Origin of the sequence: Marinitoga piezophila KA3, from assembly GCF_000255135.1 — a bacterium.
In the GTDB taxonomy this organism is placed as follows: Bacteria; Thermotogota; Thermotogae; order Petrotogales; family Petrotogaceae; genus Marinitoga; species Marinitoga piezophila.
The window spans coordinates 2,142,361-2,159,596 of record NC_016751.1 but is presented as its reverse complement, the minus strand read 5'-3'; the positions used below and the strand labels follow the sequence as shown (position 1 = coordinate 2,159,596).

The window sequence follows — 17,236 nt, the reverse complement described above, 5'->3', positions numbered from 1 at the left end:
AACAGATCTTCAAAAATCTGCTTTTATTTTTTAGATTTTATATGCTATAATTAGTATAGCTAACATTTACAAAAAACAAGGAGGCATATAGATGATAGTAACTGATGAAAAAATTACAAAAAAACCCAGAAAATACTTCAAAGAAGAAATAAATTTAAATGATTGGAATGAAGTAAAAAAGGTACTTGAAGATTTATTAAGCACAGAAATCAAATCTAAAGATGAATTAATTGAATTTTTAGAAAAATGGTCAGAACTTGAAAGTATTATATCAGAAGAAATGGCATGGCGATATATAAAAATGACATGTGATACAAAGGAAGAAAATTCAAAAGCTTTTAATGAATTTTATGCAAATATAGTATCACCAGCACAGGAATATGATTTCAAATTAAAAAAGAAATTCTATGACAGCCCATATAGAAATGAACTAACTGGTGAATCATTTGAACATATGAATAGATTAATATCCAGGGATATTGAATTATTTAGAAAAGAAAATCTGCCATTAATGGTAAAAGAACAGGAATTAGGTTCTAAATACGGTGAAATAATCTCAAAGATTACAGTTACATTTGACGGAGAAGAAAAAACATTATCACAGATGGGAGTTTACTTAAAAAATCCAGACAGAAAAGTAAGAGAAGAAGCATGGCGTTTAACAATGAATGCAGTTGCTGAACATCATGAAGAGCTCGAAAAGCTTTTTGATGAATTAAAAGAAATTAGAATTAAAATTGCCAAAAATGCAGGATATGATAATTATAGAGATTATATGCATGATGCTAAAAAACGATTTGATTTCACACCGGAAGATTTATATGAATTCCATAAATCTGTTGAAGAAGTTGTAGTACCAGCCTTAAAAAAATTAAATGAAGAAAGAAAAGAAAAACTCGGTGTTGAAAGCTTAAGACCCTGGGATACAGAAGTAGATGTTGATGGTAAAGTCTTAAAACCTTTTGACAACGTTGAAGAATTCATCGATAATGCAATTAAAATATTATCAAAAGTGGATATTGAATTTGCTAAAAATCTTGAAAAAATGAAAAATACAGGATTTTTGGATCTAGAAAACAGAAAAGGAAAAGCACCAGGTGGTTATAACTATCCTTTATCAGAAACAGGTGCAGCATTTATATTCATGAATGCTGTTGGACTAAGCGGTGATGTTCGAACATTATTACATGAATCAGGACATGCTCAACACACATTCAGGTCAAAAGATATAAGCATCTCCTTCTTAAAAGATTTTCCAAGCGAAATTGCCGAGCTTGCTTCAATGTCTATGGAATTATTAACCCTTGAATATCTTGATGAATATTATAAAAATGAAGAAGATTTAAAAAAAGCTAAAAGAGAACAATTGGAAAGCACGTTAAAGATTTTGCCATGGGTTATGATTGTTGATGCATTCCAGCACTGGATATACACAAACCCAGATCACACCATTGAAGAAAGAGATGAATATTTTGGCAGTTTAATGGATAGATTCAATACAGGAATAGACTGGAGCGGATTGGATAAAGAAAAAAGAATAAGATGGTTAAGACAATTACATATCTTTGAAGTGCCATTCTACTATATTGAATATGCAATGTCACAACTTGGAGCAATAGCGGTATATAAAAATTATAAAGAAAATGGACAAAAGGCTATTGAACAATACAAAGAATTCTTAAGTTCCGGTTATAAGTATCCTGTTAAAAAATTATATGAAATTGCTGGAATTAAATTTGATTTCTCAAAAGAATATATTAAGGAATTAACAGACTTTATAATCTCAGAAATTGAAAAAGTAAAATAATATTGAGGGCCTTTTTAAAGGCCCTCAAATAATAATTACAATCACAGGAGTTGATTTCATGAAAAAAGCGGAAACCTATTTTGGATTCAGCACATTTTACCTATTCGGTTTTTCATTAATTCTTGTCAGTACTTTAATTCCAATAATAGAAAAGAGCTATCATATCGATCATTCATTAATAGGACTTGCATTTTCAGTTGGTTCAATTGCATTTTTCTTCTCTTCTATAATTTTTGGATATATACTTGAAAAGTATAATATGTATTACACCATAATATTTACCTTATTGCTATTTATAATTGGAAATTTCTTTTTGTTTTCCATGACAGGTTATATACATCTTTTACTTGGAATATTTCTAACAAACTTTGCAGGTGGAGGCTTAGAATTATCAATTCCATTTTTAATAGGACTATCTCAAGAAGAAAAAAAGAGCAAAACCCTTAATTTATTACACTCTGCTTTTGCCCTTGGAGCCGTATCAAGTCCTATAGTATCCTCATTAATACTGAGATACACTAATCAATGGAAATTACCATTTTTAATTGCAATTATTCTAAACATAGTTCCATTTATACTTTTCTCATTATCAAAACATGATATTTCTAAAAAACATACTGAATATCTGGCAAATCCACACAAAAAAGAATCAAAATTTATTATCACCAAAACGCTTATAATATTAACGCTATCTCTTGGAATTTATGTAGCTTATGAGATGAACTTCACATCATGGCTTGCAACATTCTTATATGAATATAGAGGCTTTAAAGTATCAGATGCGGCCATGTATCCTTCATTTTTATGGATAGGCCTTTTCCTTGGAAGAACATTGCTTTCACACATGCCAGAAAAATATGGTTATAAAAACTGGCTCGTTATAGCTGTACTCATGTCATTAATCTTTTCAACATTTACGGTATTTCTTGGAAAAACACTTTTATTATCTTTAATTGGAACACTTTTAACAGGTATTGGGTATGCAACAACATATCCAACAATTCAGGCATTATTAATTGAAAAATTTAAAAACAATAAAGGTTTTGCTCTAAGTTTTGCTTCTGCTTCAACATCAGTAATTTCGGCTATAGGTTCGTCAAGTGTTGGATATATAGGAAAATTATTTGGTATTTTCTTTGGATTGCTCTTTTTAATCGGATTGAACTTTATTGAATTTCTGCTTATTTTTAGAATAGAAAAACAATAATTAATTTAGGTATTCAAATTATTTAAAAAGAAATATTATTCAAAGACCACTATATAATAAATATATTAGAAAAAGACAGTTAAAGGGGGAATACCATGAAGATAACAGGAATTGTAGATAATTACAAAGTACATCCTTTACTAAAACGCGACTGGGGGCTTTCCATACTCGTTGAAAATAACGGAAGTCTCACATTGTTCGACACAGGAAACGATTATAGAATCTTAGAACACAACATCACACATCTTGGTTTAAGATTCAAAACAATTGATAATCTTTTTTTGAGCCATTACCATGACGACCATACTGGTGGACTGGAATATATAATGGAAAACTATACTGTTAAGAGAAGCTTTATACCTTCGCGATTTCCTGAAAGAATGCTTAAATTACTCAGAGAAAAAAGTGAAGTAATAATTTGTGATTCACCAAAAGAAATTGAACCTAATATATATTCTACAGGAACTTTTGAAGGTGATATTCCAGAACATTCAATGGTTTTAAAAACTCCAAAAGGTCTTGTAGTCATAGTTGGATGTTCTCACCCAAAGGTTGAAAACATTCTTGAATTTGCTAAAAAAGAATTTAAAGATAAACTTCACGCAGTAATTGGCGGATTTCATTTTTATAAACTATACGAAGAAAAATTATTTGTTAGAATTGATAGAATTAAAAAAACAGAAGTAGAATATATTTTACCTTCACACTGTACTGGAACAGATGCATTAAATGTATTAAATGTAGAATTCAAAGGCAGGATTATGAAATTTGGTGCTGGAACAATTTTAGAAATATAATTTTTCAATAAAGGGCTTTTGCCCTTTATTTTTTTTTATAATTTATAATATAAATTTATAAAATTATAAAATATCACTTGACAATTTATAAATTTTGTTTTATAATTATAGTAGAAAGGGGGATGAAAATGTTTGGTGCAATTATTTTAATAATTATTGGATTGTCTCTAATCTTTGGTGGCGCAAAATTTTTCTGGGCTTCACTCTTTATTGGATTGGGTATTTATATAATCTACTCATACTATGAAATTTCAAAAAGAAAAAAAGAAAACAAAAAAATATTAACAAGAAATATTGAAAAGATCATTGAAACACATACACCTCAAGAAGCAGCTAAAATTATCTCTGAAAAAGTTAAAGATCCTGTTGGTTCAAAATTTGTTATTTTAGTGGATACAGAAGATGCTAAAGTTAGATTATTCTTCCCTTTTGGAATCCTTATGTCATTTAAACCCTTACTTATATTTACGAAAAAGATCATAAAAAAGAAAATAGAAGAGGAATTTTCAAAAAAAGACAAGAAAATACCTATTGATGTCGATGAAATAGTAGATTTAATCATGGAATCCATGGATTTGTTATATCAATATTATGGTGATTTTATCGATGTTGAAGCAGATAATGGAAAAACTAAAGTAAAAATATTTATTGCGTAGGAGTGATTAATATGTATAAAGCACCTGTTATATGTCCAGTATGTGGTAACAAATTACACATTGAAAAATTAAAATGTTCAAACTGTAATTCCAAAATAGAAGGTGAATTTGAATTAAATGAATTTGCAACTTTAAGTAATGAAAATATAGATTTTTTAAGGCTTTATCTTTTAAACAGAGGGAATTTATCAAAAGTCTCAGAAATACTCGGGATTTCATATCCAACTGCATTAAACAAATTCAACAAATTACTTAAAGATTTAGGTTATATTCAAAAAGAAACTTTCGAAGAACCAAATGAACAACCTCAAAATACAGAATTAGAAAAAAAGAAAATTATTGAAATGCTTGCTAACGGTGCAATTTCTTCAAAAGAAGCAATTGAAAAACTTAAAAAATTAAAGGGGGAATGAAAAAATGAAAGAAGAATTATTGAAAATCCTTAATATGGTTAAAGACGGTAGCATTGTAGTAGAGGAAGCTGCTGAATTAATAGAGGCATTTTATGATAATCCACAACCAAAAAGCACAAATCAAAATCCAAGAAAAAAACTTGTTATTAAGGTTAATTCATCAGATGGAGACAAAGTAAATGTAAAAATACCTATGGGATTAATAAAAATTGCGAAGGTTATGATACCTTTAGCATTAGCGAAAGAAGGAAAAATGAAGGATGAGGAAATAAACCAGATAATGCAATTTATCAACAATATAGATTTTGACCAATTTGAAGGAGAAGAATTAATAAATGTAGATTCTGCTGATGGTGATGTAGTAAAAATATATATAGAATAATAAATTACTATGGTTTTTAGAATACTTTAATTTTTCCATCTAGTCTTGACTAAATGTAATTTTAATGGTATAATATTTTTGCTGTGCCGAGATGGCGGAATTGGCAGACGCGGTAGACTCAAAATCTACTGAGGGTGAAACCTCGTGTGGGTTCAAGTCCCACTCTCGGCACCATGTAACCGGCTTATGCCGGTTTTTTTTATACCATAATAAAATCCCCATTAAAACGGGGATTTTATTATATCTATTAAATTTTTTCAATTATATAATCCTCAATATTCCTTTTTTCTGAATTTATATTTATTCCTATCAAATAGACTTCTTTTCCTGCATACTTTTCATAATACTTCATTTCTTTTATCTGTTTTAATGCTTCGTCGCTACTTTGATCCAGTTTTATCTCAAATAAATATATCCTATCTTCAAAATCTATTACTAAATCGCTTCTTCCTAAGTTTGTCAATTCTTCTGCTTTTACATCTATTCCTGCTGAGGCTATTATTGTGAACATCAATGAATGATAATACTTTTCTTCTTTTTTGTGTAGATTATACGGCACTGCACTTATTATTTTTTTTATTTCTTCTATTAATCCTTTTATGTCATTTTCTTCTATTTTTAAATATATCTCACTTACCCTGTTTATTTCTTCATCATTAAATCCATAATTGGCTTCTAATATTAGTGTTGAAAAACTGTTTTTTACTTCAAAATTTGGATAGTCCAGTATATATTTTTCTTTAAATCCATATTTTTTTATTCCTTTAAAGGTTAAATATCCTGCCTGCGTAAAGAAGATATTTGCTTTTGCATCTTCTATTTCTCGTGTTGAGAAGTCTTCTGCACTTACTGGTGTTTTTACTAAATCCTCATATTCTATTTTTTTGCCTTTTATGTATTCATACAGAAAACTCGGTGATCCACTTTCAAACCAAAAGTTCTGGAATTTTCCTTCGCTAAAAAATCTCAATATTGAATATGGATTATATACATAATGTTCTCCGTCAAATGAAAAGCCATTATAATATCTCTTCATTTCTTCAAGCAATTCTTTTTCTGTTATACCCATTTCTTCTGATAATTCTTTTATGTAATCTTTGAAATAATATTCCAATTCTTCCTGCGTATATCCAAACATCTGTCCATATTTCCTGTTTAATGATATATCGCTTAAATTGTTTAATGCTGAAAATACTCCTGTTTTGGTAAATTTTGTTATTCCGGTTATGAATACAAATTTTACATATGCATCCTTTGTTTTTATCTTTTTATAGAATTCCCTTAAAAATCCTCTGAATTTTTCAGCTTTTTTCTTATCATTTATATGTTCCAATATTGGTGATTCATATTCATCTATTAAAATGACAACTTTTTCTTGATATTTCTCATTTAACTTTTCTATTAAATTTCCAAACTTTGTTGGTATGTCATCTATATCAGGAATTATCCTATATGCTTTATAAATTTTATCAAGCATATTATCAAGAGATTTTTCAAATGATTCTATATTCCTCAATGTATTATCCGACATATCCAATTTTATTATTGGATACTCTTTAAATTCCCATTTGTCATATATATATGTATCCTTAAATAATTCCTTTTCCCCTTTGAACAAATAATAAAATGTTGATACTGTTAAGCTTTTTCCAAATCTTCGAGGTCTTGACATAAAATAAAACTTTCCACTATTTATTAAATCATATAAATATTTTGTTTTATCCACATATATATAATTTTCTTCTATTATTTCCTTATAATCTTGTATTCCTACTGGTAATTTCTTCATCGTTTCACCTCCATGGCTTTCCACATCTTTTTCTAAAAAATTTCTTCACGCTTTCACAAAGTAAGCTATTTTATATTATTCTTTCTATTTTAATTATATCATATTATATTAAGAGGTAATGTTTGGTAAAGGATAAATATCCATAATCAAAATTAAAAACAAACATAAAGAGTAAAGAAAAAATTATTTCAGTGTATAAGTCTTTTTATTATTATATAGTATAATAATTACGAATACAATTATAATAACTCTGGAGGTGGGAAAATGCCAAAGGTTTCATTTACATATGAAATTCCGGAAATCGCAGAAAAAAAATTAAAGGACGCTGGTTTCGATGTATGGGTTAACAGAGAAGAGAGAACATTAACCCATGAAGAAATAATAAACCTTGCAAAAGAATCAGATGCATTAATAACATTATTAAGCGATAATATTAACAAAGAAGTATTGGAAGCTGGAAAAGGAAAATTAAAAGTTGTTTCCAATTACGCTGTTGGATATAATAACATAGACGTGGAATCAGCTAAAGAATTTAGCATCTACGTTACCAACACACCAGGTGTATTAAGTGATGCTACTGCTGATTTAGCATGGGCTCTTTTATTTGCAGTTGCAAGAAAAATCGTCGAAAGCGATAAATTTGTAAGAGAAGGAAAATTCATAGGCTGGAGACCTCAATTATTTCTTGGCTATGACATAAAAGGAAAAACACTTGGAATAATTGGAATGGGAAGAATCGGAAAAGAAATGGCAAAACGTGCTTTAGGATTTGATATGAAGGTTTTATATTATAAAAGAAATAGATTAAGTGAAGCTGAAGAAAAAGAATTAAATGTCGAATATGCACCTTTAGAAGAATTAATTAAAAAATCAGATTATATATCATTACATACACCTTTAACTCCAGAAACACATCACTTATTAGATGAAAAAGAATTCTCAATGATGAAACCAAATGTTATAATCATAAATACTGCAAGAGGTCCTGTAATCAATGAAAAAGTTCTTATAAAATATTTAAAAGAAGGAAAAATAGCTGGTGCTGGATTAGATGTATATGAAGAAGAACCAAAAATTCCAGAAGAATTATTAAAATTGGATAATGTAGTTTTAACCCCGCATACTGGAAGCGCTACATTTGAAACAAGAGACAAAATGGCAGAAATGGTTGCCGATAATGTTATTGCAGCCTTAAAAGGAGAGGTTCCGCCAAACAATGTTTATTAATCTAATTGAAATATACGAAACTTTAAAAAAAGAATATACAATTCCTGAAGGTTGGTGGCCTGGCGAAAATCAATTTGAAATAATGCTCGGTGCATTATTGACACAAAATACAAATTGGAATAATGTAGTAAAATCCCTGGAAAACATTAAAAACAAAAACCTTTTATATCCAGAAAAATTATATGTTTTAGATATAGAAGAACTACAGAAATTAATAAAACCAAGCGGCTTTTTCAAGGTTAAAGCTAAATACGTGAAAAATCTATTAGAATGGTTCAAAAAATATGATTTTTCATTTGAAAAACTGGAAAAAATAGATAAAATCACCTTAAGAAACGAATTACTTTCTGTAAAAGGTATAGGGAAAGAAACTGCCGATTCTATACTATTATATTCACTCAACAAGCTAAGTTTTGTTATTGACGCATATACAAAAAGAATGTTTTCGAGATTAGGGTTAAATATAAAAAGCGATTATGATGCATACCAAAAATTTTTTGAAGAAAACCTTCCCGAAAATATAATGATATATAAAAATTATCATGGATTAATTGTAGAACATTCGAAAAATATCTGCAAAAAGAAACCTTTATGTGAAAATTGTATATTCAAAGATCTATGTAAATATAATAAAGGCGCTTAATTTAGCGCCTTTATTATTATATATACTTAGCTGCCATTGTTATATATGTCATTGCAAGTAATCCTTCAAAGATCGTACTATAATCTTCACTAACAAGCTTCACCTTTCTTCCGTCTATTCTCTCAACTAAAGGCATAGATTCCACCATATCTGCCCTTAACGTATCAGAAAATTCGACAATCATTTCAACTGGTGACTCAAACTTAAATAATTCAAAATCTTCCTTTTTCATGCTTAGCATCTTCCTCGTTGCATCCTTTATTTCTTCAATCAATTTTTTCATTGGCTTAAATTTTGCAGAAAATCTTCCGAGAGACTCTTTAGTTGAAACATATACAAGTTTATTATAATGCTCTTTTAATTCCTCACCAAGTTTATCATCACCAACAACCATTGCAAGCGGAACATTATACAAACTTCCATATGCAGCATTAATCAAAGTTTCATTCACTCTTACACCATTAATCCAGACATTGTGTATTGAAGAACTGGAATAAGTATGATCCATTGTGGCATATCTTGTTCCAACACCTGCATGATAACCAAAGAATATCATTCTATCAAACGTTGAATCCAATCCAGCCATCATATAATATTTCCTTATTCCTCCGCTAATTAATTCCACATTTGGAAATTCATCAGTAACACTCCATAAAATATTATCCCCCATTGCATGAGAATCTGAAATTACTACTTCATGTTCTTTTAATTCTTCAAGCATAGCTCGTAACTGTATCATTGCATAATTCTGCTTATAATCTCTTCCTTTTGAAACATCGTTCCAGTGATTAACACCAGCCAATCCTTCAAAATCAAATGAAATATAGATTTTCATTATATCCCTCCCAAATTTTATTAATACTACAATTAAATTATACTATATCTTATAACTTTTATGCATATTATCATGCTATAATATCAAAAACAGGTAACGGAGGTTAAAAATGAAAAAATCCATCTTTTATATAATACTTGCCGCATTATTAATGGGAAGCACATTTCCTATTCAAAAGCTTGGATTAAACAATATAAATCCTCTGGCATATACAACATTAAGATTTTTCATTGCTTTTATTTTTTCTTCGATAATATTTAAATTTGGTAATTTCTTTTATTCTTCGATATTGGGAATAGTTTTATCAATTGGTTATATTTCACAAATTGTAGGTATAAAATACACCACAGCAACCAAAGCAGGTTTTATTACCTCACAATATATAATTTTTATTCCTATATTTGCATATTTAATCAACAGAGAAAAAATCAACAAATTTCAAATAATCGGATTAACCTTTTCCATAGTGGGTTCTTACCTGTTATCTGGTGGAATTAATGGATTTAATATAGGAGATATGCTAATGATAATATGTGCTATCAGCTTCGCTTTGCATATAGTACTAATAACAAACTTCAGTCAAAAAGTGGAAGAAAAATCGCTTTTAACATTTCAGTTTTTAACTGTAACTATTATCAGTGGAATTTTCTCTTTAATTTTCAAAGCATCATACAATATAAATGCTATTTCATTATTAACAATATTTTATTCTGCAATAATTGGAAGTATAATCGTTATCTTTCTACAGCTAAAACATCAAAAAAATATAGGAAGTAACCTAACAGCTATTCTATTCCTTACCCAACCTATATTTTCAGCATTACTATCTTTTATTATTTTAAAAGAAACTTTAAATGCTACACAATTTTTAGGAGCTATTATATTGATATTAAGTATACTTACCGCTAATTCAAAATATATTTTTCAAAAAAATAACAAGGGGGAATTTCAATGAAAATAAAGGTTATAATTGTTATTATATCCACTTTAATTATTTTACTAAGTTGCTCTTTTTTAAAACCCAATTATGAAAATAGATACTTCGTATATCAATTACAGAATATAAACATTCAGGAAATAATCACATATCCTGTAAATTTTCTTGTAATGGACTATTCCAGAACTGGATTAGAAGATGGAAAATATACATATGATGAAATAAAAAAATTAAAAGGTGTTGGAATGGCACCAATCTGCTATCTTAGTATTGGTGAAGCTGAAGATTATAGATACTATTGGCATGATGAATGGAAAACTAATCCTCCTTCATGGCTTGGACCTGAAAACCCTGATTGGGAAGGGAATTATAAAGTAAAATACTGGAACGAAGACTGGAAAAAGATAATTTACGATTATCTTGATAAAATAATTGACATGGGCTTTTCAGGTGTATATCTCGATATAATCGATGCATATTATTATTGGTCAAATGAAGGTGAAGCACCACAAGTTGATCAAAGACCTATTGAAGAAACAGCAAAGGACATGATAGATTTTGTTGTGGAAATAGCAAATTATGCCAGAAGTAAAAAAGAAAACTTCTTGATTATACCTCAAAATGGTGAAGATATACTGGATTACGATAATAATGGAATATATTTAAAAACCATTTCTGGAATTGGAATTGAAGATTTATTTTATGATTCAGAACAACTCGACAACGGAAATTACTTAATACAAAAAAGCACTGAAACAGAATATAAGCTAAAATACATAAACAAAATCCTATCTTCTGGAAAAGTGGTATTGAGCGTAGATTATGTGGTCGATGAAGATAATATAAACATCGATATAATAGATGATTATATCAAAAATTGCAGAGATAGAGGAATAATCCCATATCCAGCATATGTTGATAGAGAATTAGACAGACTATCCACAATTATTTATGATATAGAAATACAATAAAAAACATTTATTATCTTTTTCTCATGTTTAGGCTTAAATACGGAAAAATACAAAAACATTCCCTGATAGAATTGTAATATAATTCTATCAGGGAATTAAAGAAATTAAAAATTATTTTTACCAGATTAAAATTGCCCCAAAATCTGACATTGGTATCTTCCAATTAATTCTTACAGAATCTGGCTTTAAAACATTTATCTGCATATATCCCATTGACCCTGCAACATAAACAACATTATTATTTGAATCAAATTTCACATCATAAATATAACCATAATCATAATTTTTAATTTTAACAGGCGATGTTATCTCAGAAATATTTTTTGTATCATAAGCTGCTATTTTTGTTGGATTTGTTTTGTCGCTTATATCTACTATTACAAACTCTGAATTTCCAGCTGCAAGATATGCGTAATTCCCATCTACATATACTTTCTCTACATTATAAAAATAACCTGGACTATACGCCCCCACCTTTACTGGATTTGTCTTATCACTTATATCCACTATTTCTAAGCCTTTATAACTATTTGCAACATATGCATAATCACCATCCACATATATTCCTATAGCAAAACCTAAACCAGTAGTATTATACTCCCCTATTTTTCTTGGATTTGTTTTATCACTTATATCCACTATTACCAGACCTTTATCAAAACCTGCTATATATGCATAATCACCGTCCACATATACTCCGTAAACCTTAGTAAAATTATTATAACTTCCTACCTTTTTGGGTTTTGTTTTATCACTTATATCTACTATTACAAGTCCAGAATCTCCAGCTGCAAGATATGCATAATTTCCTTCCACGTACACTCCCTCTACACTATAAAAATAACCGGGATCATAATCTCCTACTTTTTTAGGATTCGTTTTATCACTTATATCCACTATTTCCAAACCATGATAATAATTTGCTACATATGCATAATTATCATCTACAAAAACATCTCTTGCTGTACCTTCAAGATAAAGAGTATATGTTTTCCTTGTTGTTTCATTATATATAGCAAGTCCACTATCTCCCGCTGCAATAATATCATAATCATCCACATGAACACCGCTATATGCAGAAGGATTTGAATATTTATCTACATATTCATAAATTGGTTTATCAAAACTATATTGATTACTAATATCAACTACCGCATACCCATCCCCTGTTACATAAGCATAATCACCTGAGATCACGCCATGATGTACTGAAAAATCATCAAAATATGAATCAATAAGATACGCTTTGTTTAAATCAGTTATATCAACAGCTTTTAATCCTCCTTCAGTTCCAAGAAATATATTTTTTTGAACACCATATATTTTTATACCAATAATTTCATATGCAGAACCATTTGTTGAAACTGACGTTACCTTTATTGGATTTGTTTTATTTGTTATATCAACTATTACCAACCCATTATCATAATCTGCCACATATGCATAATTTCCATCTATATATACTCCATAAGCTGTCCCTGTATCATAATTTCCCACTTTTTTAGGATTTGCTTTATCGCTTATATCCACTATTTCCAGACCTGAAATACCAGCTGCAAGATATGCATAATTTCCATCTACATATACTCCATAAACATATCCTGTATTATACATCCCTATCTTTTTAGGATTCGTTTTATCGCTTATATCCACTATTTCCAGCTTATCAAAAGTTGCTATATACGCATAACCATTTGTTACTACAATATCTCGAGCATCCGATGGCATATACGCACCATCATGCTTTTCTATTAATTCTGGATTTTTTACATCGCTAAGATCAATTATATCAAGATCTTCGGTATACAAATATACACCGTCAAAACAGAAACTTGTAGATTCATGCGGCAAATCTATTGATGATACAAATACCGGATGTTCCGGATCTGAATTTACATCATATATTGCAAGCATACCATCACCATACACAAACATATAACCATTTTGAATCATTTTCTTTTCTGTTGTAAATGACCATACTTTACTTGATATTTCCTCTCCTTTACGATTTTTCGCAACCACTTTCCAATAGTATGTTTTACTTTTTTCAAGTTCAGGTATATTTACAGAAGTTTCATCTAAATCTTTATAAACTAGTTTCATCGAATTCTGTGATTCTCCAAAATACACATCATAACTTATAATATCTCCTTCTGAACCTATTGATCCTTTCCATTTCAAACATAGGTGATTTATACTTACATTTTTTGCTCCATCTACAGGCTCTGGAGTAGTTGGTGCTATTGTTTGAATATTTTCTTTTGCTTTTTCCGATTGGTGAAAACAGGATACCATAAAAAACAGCATAGTTATTGTCACCATCAAAAATACAATGACTCTTTTCATCATCCTGCCCCCTTATTTTCAATTGAATAAAATATTAAATTACCAACTATAATGTATCATTTTTTTTTTTTTTGTAATTTTTATTAACTAAATATTTTAATTTAGAAAATTTTTTGTTTTTATGATGATTTCACAAATACTAAATGGTTTCAATAATAATTGAAAGATTTCATTCAAAATTTAGAAGTATCATAATAAATATGGTATAATATTTGCAGAGTAAGTGAAATAACTTTATATTATATTGAAAATAATACTATTTCTATAAAACCACCAATTATACCAGGAGATGATTGTATGGAAAGAATAAAGGTTAAAAATTTTATAGTTCTTAAGGATATAGATATTGAGTTAAAACGGTTAAATGTTTTTATAGGAAAACAGGAAAATAGAATGAAAATATTAAAATATTTAAAATTTAGTAATTTTATAAGCGAAGCCTATTGGCTTCGTTTTTTTATTAGCATGTTATAATTAATTAAGTGGAAAAGTTATAGTTGACAGCAGGGAGACAGATATTGATGATAGAAATTGTAGCAGTTTCTGATGAAGAAAAGGGAAGTATTCATAAAATAATTAAAAAATGCGACATTTTGCTTGGTTGCGGTGATTTATCACCGGGATATTTTGATTTTTTATTGAATACATTAACCCCTAAAATTAGCCTAATGATTTATGGAAATCACGATAAAAAATATTTCAAAAAGTTTGAAGATATAAATTTAAATGATTTTTCTAATATTTATACAGGAATTAAAGTAATCCACAATGAAATTATAAATATCAAATCAGCTCTTAATATTTCTGAAGATGTGTATATCACCGGATTTTCCGGTGCATTATCTTATGGTAAAAAACCATTTCATTTTAAAGAAAAAGATGCAAGGGCTTTTTGCCACAAGTTAAATCGCAGCAAATTTTTAAATAGATTTAAAAAACTGGATGTGATTATCTCCCATTCGCCACCGGGAATTTCAAATATTTTTGATGATATGGATGATTATCACAAAGGTTCAAAACAATTAGCAAAAATTTATTTAAAATATTTTCCAAAAATCTGGTTTTATGGCCATATTCATCCAAGATATACCAGCAAACCTTTAAATTTCAAGATTTATTATAAAGGGAGAATTTCATATTTACTTAATACAGTTCCTTTTAAGTATGTATTATATGATGAAAATTTGCATGATATTGTAAAAATAAAAGGTGAAAATGGAAGGATTAAATTAAAGGAAATTTATTTATGATTTTCGGGGAGAGGATATAATGAATCGATTTGACAGCGCAAAGGAATACAAAAATGCAAAGAAAAAAGGGGAAAGGGAGTTATTATACTGGGAAGGTAGAGGGAAAGATGGATATTTACCTTCTTTAGAACATTTGCTTCAAAAATATGAAATTAGTGGAGAACAATATCTTGGAACAATAGAAATACCGCTAAAAAAGGTTAAAGGCACTTATTACGAATCCCGAAGAAGTGCATTTTCAAAAAACTTTCTTCCATTGTTAGAAGAAACAAGTGAATTTGCAATTAAATGGATGAATCTTTTTGAAGCACAGCAGGAAGAAGGCATAAGGGAACCTATAGTAGCTTATGAATTTTTAAATTATTTTTATGTTGTAGAAGGAAATAAACGAGCAAGTGTTTTAAAATATCTCGAAGCACCTTCAATTGTAGGAAATGTAAGAAGGATAATACCAAAATATGATGAACTGGACCCTAAAATCAGAATTTATTATGAGTTTCTTGATTTTTATGAAAAAACAAAAATAAATATGATATGGTTTAAAAGGGAAGGAAGCTTTAAAGAGCTTGAAGAAATCCTTTTAAAACATATAAAGGAAACCAATCAAAATCCAAATGAATTTTTCAAATATTTTGAAAAATTTATATACTGGAACTTTAGAAAGGTGTATCATTCTCTTGGTGGCGAAAGTCTTCCTTTGACTACCGGCGATGCCTTTCTTGAGTATATAAAAAAATATGGAATTGAAGATAATATTTTAGACAAAGAATTAAAAGCAAGAGTAAAAGAATTAATTAAGGAGCTTGAAACTGTTTATTTAGAAGAAAAAAAAGATTTACTACATGAAATGTTAGCTTCTTTTATTAAATTGTCAGCTGCACAGGAAAAGACTTTAAATATAGCTTTTGTGTATAGAAATACTATTAATGAAAGCACCTGGGTTCAGGCTCATGAAATTGGAAGAAATTATATTGAAGAAAAGTTTAAAGATAAAATTCATACTACATATATTGAGAATGTAAAAAAAGAAGATTCATATGAAGTTATTCAAGAATTGGTGGATAAGAATTATAATTTAATTATTACTACAAGTTTTGATTTTATGGATTCAACTTATAAAGCAGCTGTAAATAATTTGTCTGTAAAGTTCTTAAATTGTGCGGGATATAAGAGTTATAGAAATCTTTCTGTATATTTCGGAAGAATATATCAACCACAATTTTTAACAGGAATGATAGCGGGAATTATGACGAAATCAAATAAGATAGGGTTTATTGCGCCTTATCCATTACCTTTATTTGTAAGGAATTTAAATGCTTTTGCTATAGGAGTTAAAATGGTAAATCCATCAGCTGTTATTGACGTAAAATGGACAAAAGAATGGATAAACTATGAATTAGAAAAGGAATTAACGGTGAAACTTATAGAATCTGGAAATGATATAATAGCTTCTAATCTCGACACTCTTACTCCTCTGGAAATTGCCGATGAGCATAATGTATATAGCATAGGATATAATATAAAAAAAGATGAATTATTTCCAAAAACCAATATAGCAGCTGCAACATGGAATTGGGGACCTTTTTATGAAAAAATTGTAAAAAAACTTTTGAATGATGAGTGGGAAATTACCACTTCAAAACATCTAAAGGACTTAAGAAAGTACTGGTATGGAATGGATAGAAAAATTGTAAGATTATTTAAATCGAAGAATTTGCTTCCCGGACAAAGCGAGAATCTTATTGAATTAATGAAAAACGCAATAAAAAACAGGGAATACGATGTGTTTAGCGGTCCAATTATAGATGCAAATGGTAATATAGTAGCAACAAATGATGAAAGTATTACAGATGAAGAATTATTAAAGATTAATTGGTATCTTGATAATATAAAAGGAGAACTGGAAAAGATTATATTTACTACTGATTAAATTTAATAACAAAGTGCCGGAATTAATCCCGGCACTTTAATTTTAT

The 17,236-nt window shown here is 28.7% G+C and carries 16 protein-coding genes and 1 tRNA gene; 14 read left to right on the top strand and 3 right to left on the bottom strand.

The window, feature by feature from the left end; translation table 11 throughout:
• Window positions 1–91: 91 nt before the first annotated feature.
• The 7 genes from MARPI_RS10110 to MARPI_RS10080 all read left to right on the top strand — a co-directional run bounded on the left by MARPI_RS10110 (window position 92) and on the right by MARPI_RS10080 (window position 5,436).
• Window positions 92–1,807: a M3 family oligoendopeptidase gene (locus MARPI_RS10110; protein ID WP_014297495.1), complete on the top strand. Its 1,716-nt coding sequence runs from the start codon at window positions 92–94 to the stop codon at window positions 1,805–1,807.
• A gap of 58 nt (window positions 1,808–1,865) precedes the next feature.
• The gene (locus MARPI_RS10105; RefSeq protein WP_014297494.1) at window positions 1,866–3,014 is read left to right on the top strand and encodes an MFS transporter; all 1,149 of its coding nucleotides are present in this window, start codon (window positions 1,866–1,868) and stop codon (window positions 3,012–3,014) included.
• 95 nt (window positions 3,015–3,109) lie between these two features.
• Window positions 3,110–3,811, top strand: a complete 702-nt coding sequence (locus MARPI_RS10100; RefSeq protein ID WP_014297493.1) for an MBL fold metallo-hydrolase — start codon at window positions 3,110–3,112, stop codon at window positions 3,809–3,811.
• A 128-nt stretch (window positions 3,812–3,939) separates the two neighbouring features.
• On the top strand, window positions 3,940–4,467 hold the full coding sequence (locus MARPI_RS10095; RefSeq protein ID WP_014297492.1) for a hypothetical protein: 528 nt from the start codon (window positions 3,940–3,942) through the stop codon (window positions 4,465–4,467).
• 11 nt (window positions 4,468–4,478) lie between these two features.
• Window positions 4,479–4,880: a DUF2089 domain-containing protein gene (locus MARPI_RS10090; protein WP_014297491.1), complete on the top strand. Its 402-nt coding sequence runs from the start codon at window positions 4,479–4,481 to the stop codon at window positions 4,878–4,880.
• 4 nt (window positions 4,881–4,884) lie between these two features.
• Window positions 4,885–5,262, top strand: coding sequence for an SHOCT-like domain-containing protein (locus MARPI_RS10085; protein WP_014297490.1), 378 nt, complete (start codon window positions 4,885–4,887; stop codon window positions 5,260–5,262).
• Between the two features lie 85 nt (window positions 5,263–5,347).
• A tRNA-Leu gene (locus tag MARPI_RS10080) sits at window positions 5,348–5,436 on the top strand.
• Between the two features lie 73 nt (window positions 5,437–5,509).
• On the opposite strand, the gene MARPI_RS10075 is transcribed toward MARPI_RS10080, so the two are convergent.
• A complete protein-coding gene (locus MARPI_RS10075) occupies window positions 5,510–7,051 on the bottom strand; it encodes an ATP-binding protein (RefSeq protein ID WP_014297489.1) in 1,542 nt (513 codons plus the stop codon).
• 264 nt (window positions 7,052–7,315) lie between these two features.
• Between MARPI_RS10075 and MARPI_RS10070 the strand changes: the two genes are divergently transcribed.
• Together MARPI_RS10070 and MARPI_RS10065 are read left to right on the top strand one after the other, a co-directional pair.
• On the top strand, window positions 7,316–8,278 hold the full coding sequence (locus MARPI_RS10070; protein ID WP_014297488.1) for a 2-hydroxyacid dehydrogenase: 963 nt from the start codon (window positions 7,316–7,318) through the stop codon (window positions 8,276–8,278).
• Window positions 8,268–8,921 (top strand): endonuclease III domain-containing protein, encoded by a 654-nt coding sequence (locus tag MARPI_RS10065; RefSeq protein WP_014297487.1) that lies wholly within the window; start codon window positions 8,268–8,270, stop codon window positions 8,919–8,921. The genes MARPI_RS10070 and MARPI_RS10065 overlap by 11 nt, the downstream gene beginning before the upstream one ends.
• Window positions 8,922–8,937: 16 nt before the next feature.
• Here MARPI_RS10065 and MARPI_RS10060 read toward each other — a convergent pair whose 3' ends face one another.
• Window positions 8,938–9,756: a M55 family metallopeptidase gene (locus MARPI_RS10060; protein ID WP_014297486.1), complete on the bottom strand. Its 819-nt coding sequence runs from the start codon at window positions 9,754–9,756 to the stop codon at window positions 8,938–8,940.
• A 109-nt stretch (window positions 9,757–9,865) separates the two neighbouring features.
• Here MARPI_RS10060 and MARPI_RS10055 point away from each other — a divergent pair, with 109 nt between their 5' ends.
• Window positions 9,866–10,711, top strand: coding sequence for a DMT family transporter (locus MARPI_RS10055; protein ID WP_014297485.1), 846 nt, complete (start codon window positions 9,866–9,868; stop codon window positions 10,709–10,711).
• Window positions 10,708–11,664 (top strand): MJ1477/TM1410 family putative glycoside hydrolase, encoded by a 957-nt coding sequence (locus MARPI_RS10050; protein ID WP_014297484.1) that lies wholly within the window; start codon window positions 10,708–10,710, stop codon window positions 11,662–11,664. Before MARPI_RS10055 ends, MARPI_RS10050 begins: the two co-directional genes overlap by 4 nt.
• Before the next feature lie 117 nt (window positions 11,665–11,781).
• Here MARPI_RS10050 and MARPI_RS10045 read toward each other — a convergent pair whose 3' ends face one another.
• Entirely contained in the window at window positions 11,782–14,010 is a 2,229-nt protein-coding gene (locus MARPI_RS10045; RefSeq protein ID WP_014297483.1) for a fibronectin type III domain-containing protein, read from the bottom strand.
• 297 nt (window positions 14,011–14,307) lie between these two features.
• Between MARPI_RS10045 and MARPI_RS11160 the strand changes: the two genes are divergently transcribed.
• Genes MARPI_RS11160 through MARPI_RS10035 form a run of 3 tightly spaced genes read left to right on the top strand, consistent with a single transcriptional unit; the run spans window position 14,308 to window position 17,190 of the window.
• Entirely contained in the window at window positions 14,308–14,484 is a 177-nt protein-coding gene (locus MARPI_RS11160) for a hypothetical protein (protein ID WP_014297482.1), read from the top strand.
• A gap of 47 nt (window positions 14,485–14,531) precedes the next feature.
• A complete protein-coding gene (locus MARPI_RS10040; RefSeq protein ID WP_014297481.1) occupies window positions 14,532–15,260 on the top strand; it encodes a metallophosphoesterase family protein in 729 nt (242 codons plus the stop codon).
• A 19-nt stretch (window positions 15,261–15,279) separates the two neighbouring features.
• On the top strand, window positions 15,280–17,190 hold the full coding sequence (locus tag MARPI_RS10035) for a BMP family ABC transporter substrate-binding protein (protein ID WP_014297480.1): 1,911 nt from the start codon (window positions 15,280–15,282) through the stop codon (window positions 17,188–17,190).
• The last annotated feature ends 46 nt before the right edge of the window (window positions 17,191–17,236 follow it).

Excerpts from the sequence above, each read along its gene's own strand:
- MARPI_RS10095 (WP_014297492.1), top strand. The coding sequence starts at position 3,940 with ATGTTTGGTGCAATTATTTTAATAATTATTGGATTGTCTCTAATCTTT.
- MARPI_RS10105 (WP_014297494.1), top strand. The coding sequence starts at position 1,866 with ATGAAAAAAGCGGAAACCTATTTTGGATTCAGCACATTTTACCTATTC.
- MARPI_RS10110 (WP_014297495.1), top strand. The coding sequence starts at position 92 with ATGATAGTAACTGATGAAAAAATTACAAAAAAACCCAGAAAATACTTC.
- MARPI_RS10100 (WP_014297493.1), top strand. The coding sequence starts at position 3,110 with ATGAAGATAACAGGAATTGTAGATAATTACAAAGTACATCCTTTACTA.
- MARPI_RS10065 (WP_014297487.1), top strand. The coding sequence starts at position 8,268 with ATGTTTATTAATCTAATTGAAATATACGAAACTTTAAAAAAAGAATAT.
- MARPI_RS10050 (WP_014297484.1), top strand. The coding sequence starts at position 10,708 with ATGAAAATAAAGGTTATAATTGTTATTATATCCACTTTAATTATTTTA.
- MARPI_RS10085 (WP_014297490.1), top strand. The coding sequence starts at position 4,885 with ATGAAAGAAGAATTATTGAAAATCCTTAATATGGTTAAAGACGGTAGC.
- MARPI_RS10070 (WP_014297488.1), top strand. The coding sequence starts at position 7,316 with ATGCCAAAGGTTTCATTTACATATGAAATTCCGGAAATCGCAGAAAAA.
- MARPI_RS10040 (WP_014297481.1), top strand. The coding sequence starts at position 14,532 with ATGATAGAAATTGTAGCAGTTTCTGATGAAGAAAAGGGAAGTATTCAT.
- MARPI_RS10060 (WP_014297486.1), bottom strand. The coding sequence starts at position 9,756 with ATGAAAATCTATATTTCATTTGATTTTGAAGGATTGGCTGGTGTTAAT.
- MARPI_RS10045 (WP_014297483.1), bottom strand. The coding sequence starts at position 14,010 with ATGAAAAGAGTCATTGTATTTTTGATGGTGACAATAACTATGCTGTTT.
- MARPI_RS10090 (WP_014297491.1), top strand. The coding sequence starts at position 4,479 with ATGTATAAAGCACCTGTTATATGTCCAGTATGTGGTAACAAATTACAC.
- MARPI_RS11160 (WP_014297482.1), top strand. The coding sequence starts at position 14,308 with ATGGAAAGAATAAAGGTTAAAAATTTTATAGTTCTTAAGGATATAGAT.
- MARPI_RS10075 (WP_014297489.1), bottom strand. The coding sequence starts at position 7,051 with ATGAAGAAATTACCAGTAGGAATACAAGATTATAAGGAAATAATAGAA.
- MARPI_RS10035 (WP_014297480.1), top strand. The coding sequence starts at position 15,280 with ATGAATCGATTTGACAGCGCAAAGGAATACAAAAATGCAAAGAAAAAA.
- MARPI_RS10055 (WP_014297485.1), top strand. The coding sequence starts at position 9,866 with ATGAAAAAATCCATCTTTTATATAATACTTGCCGCATTATTAATGGGA.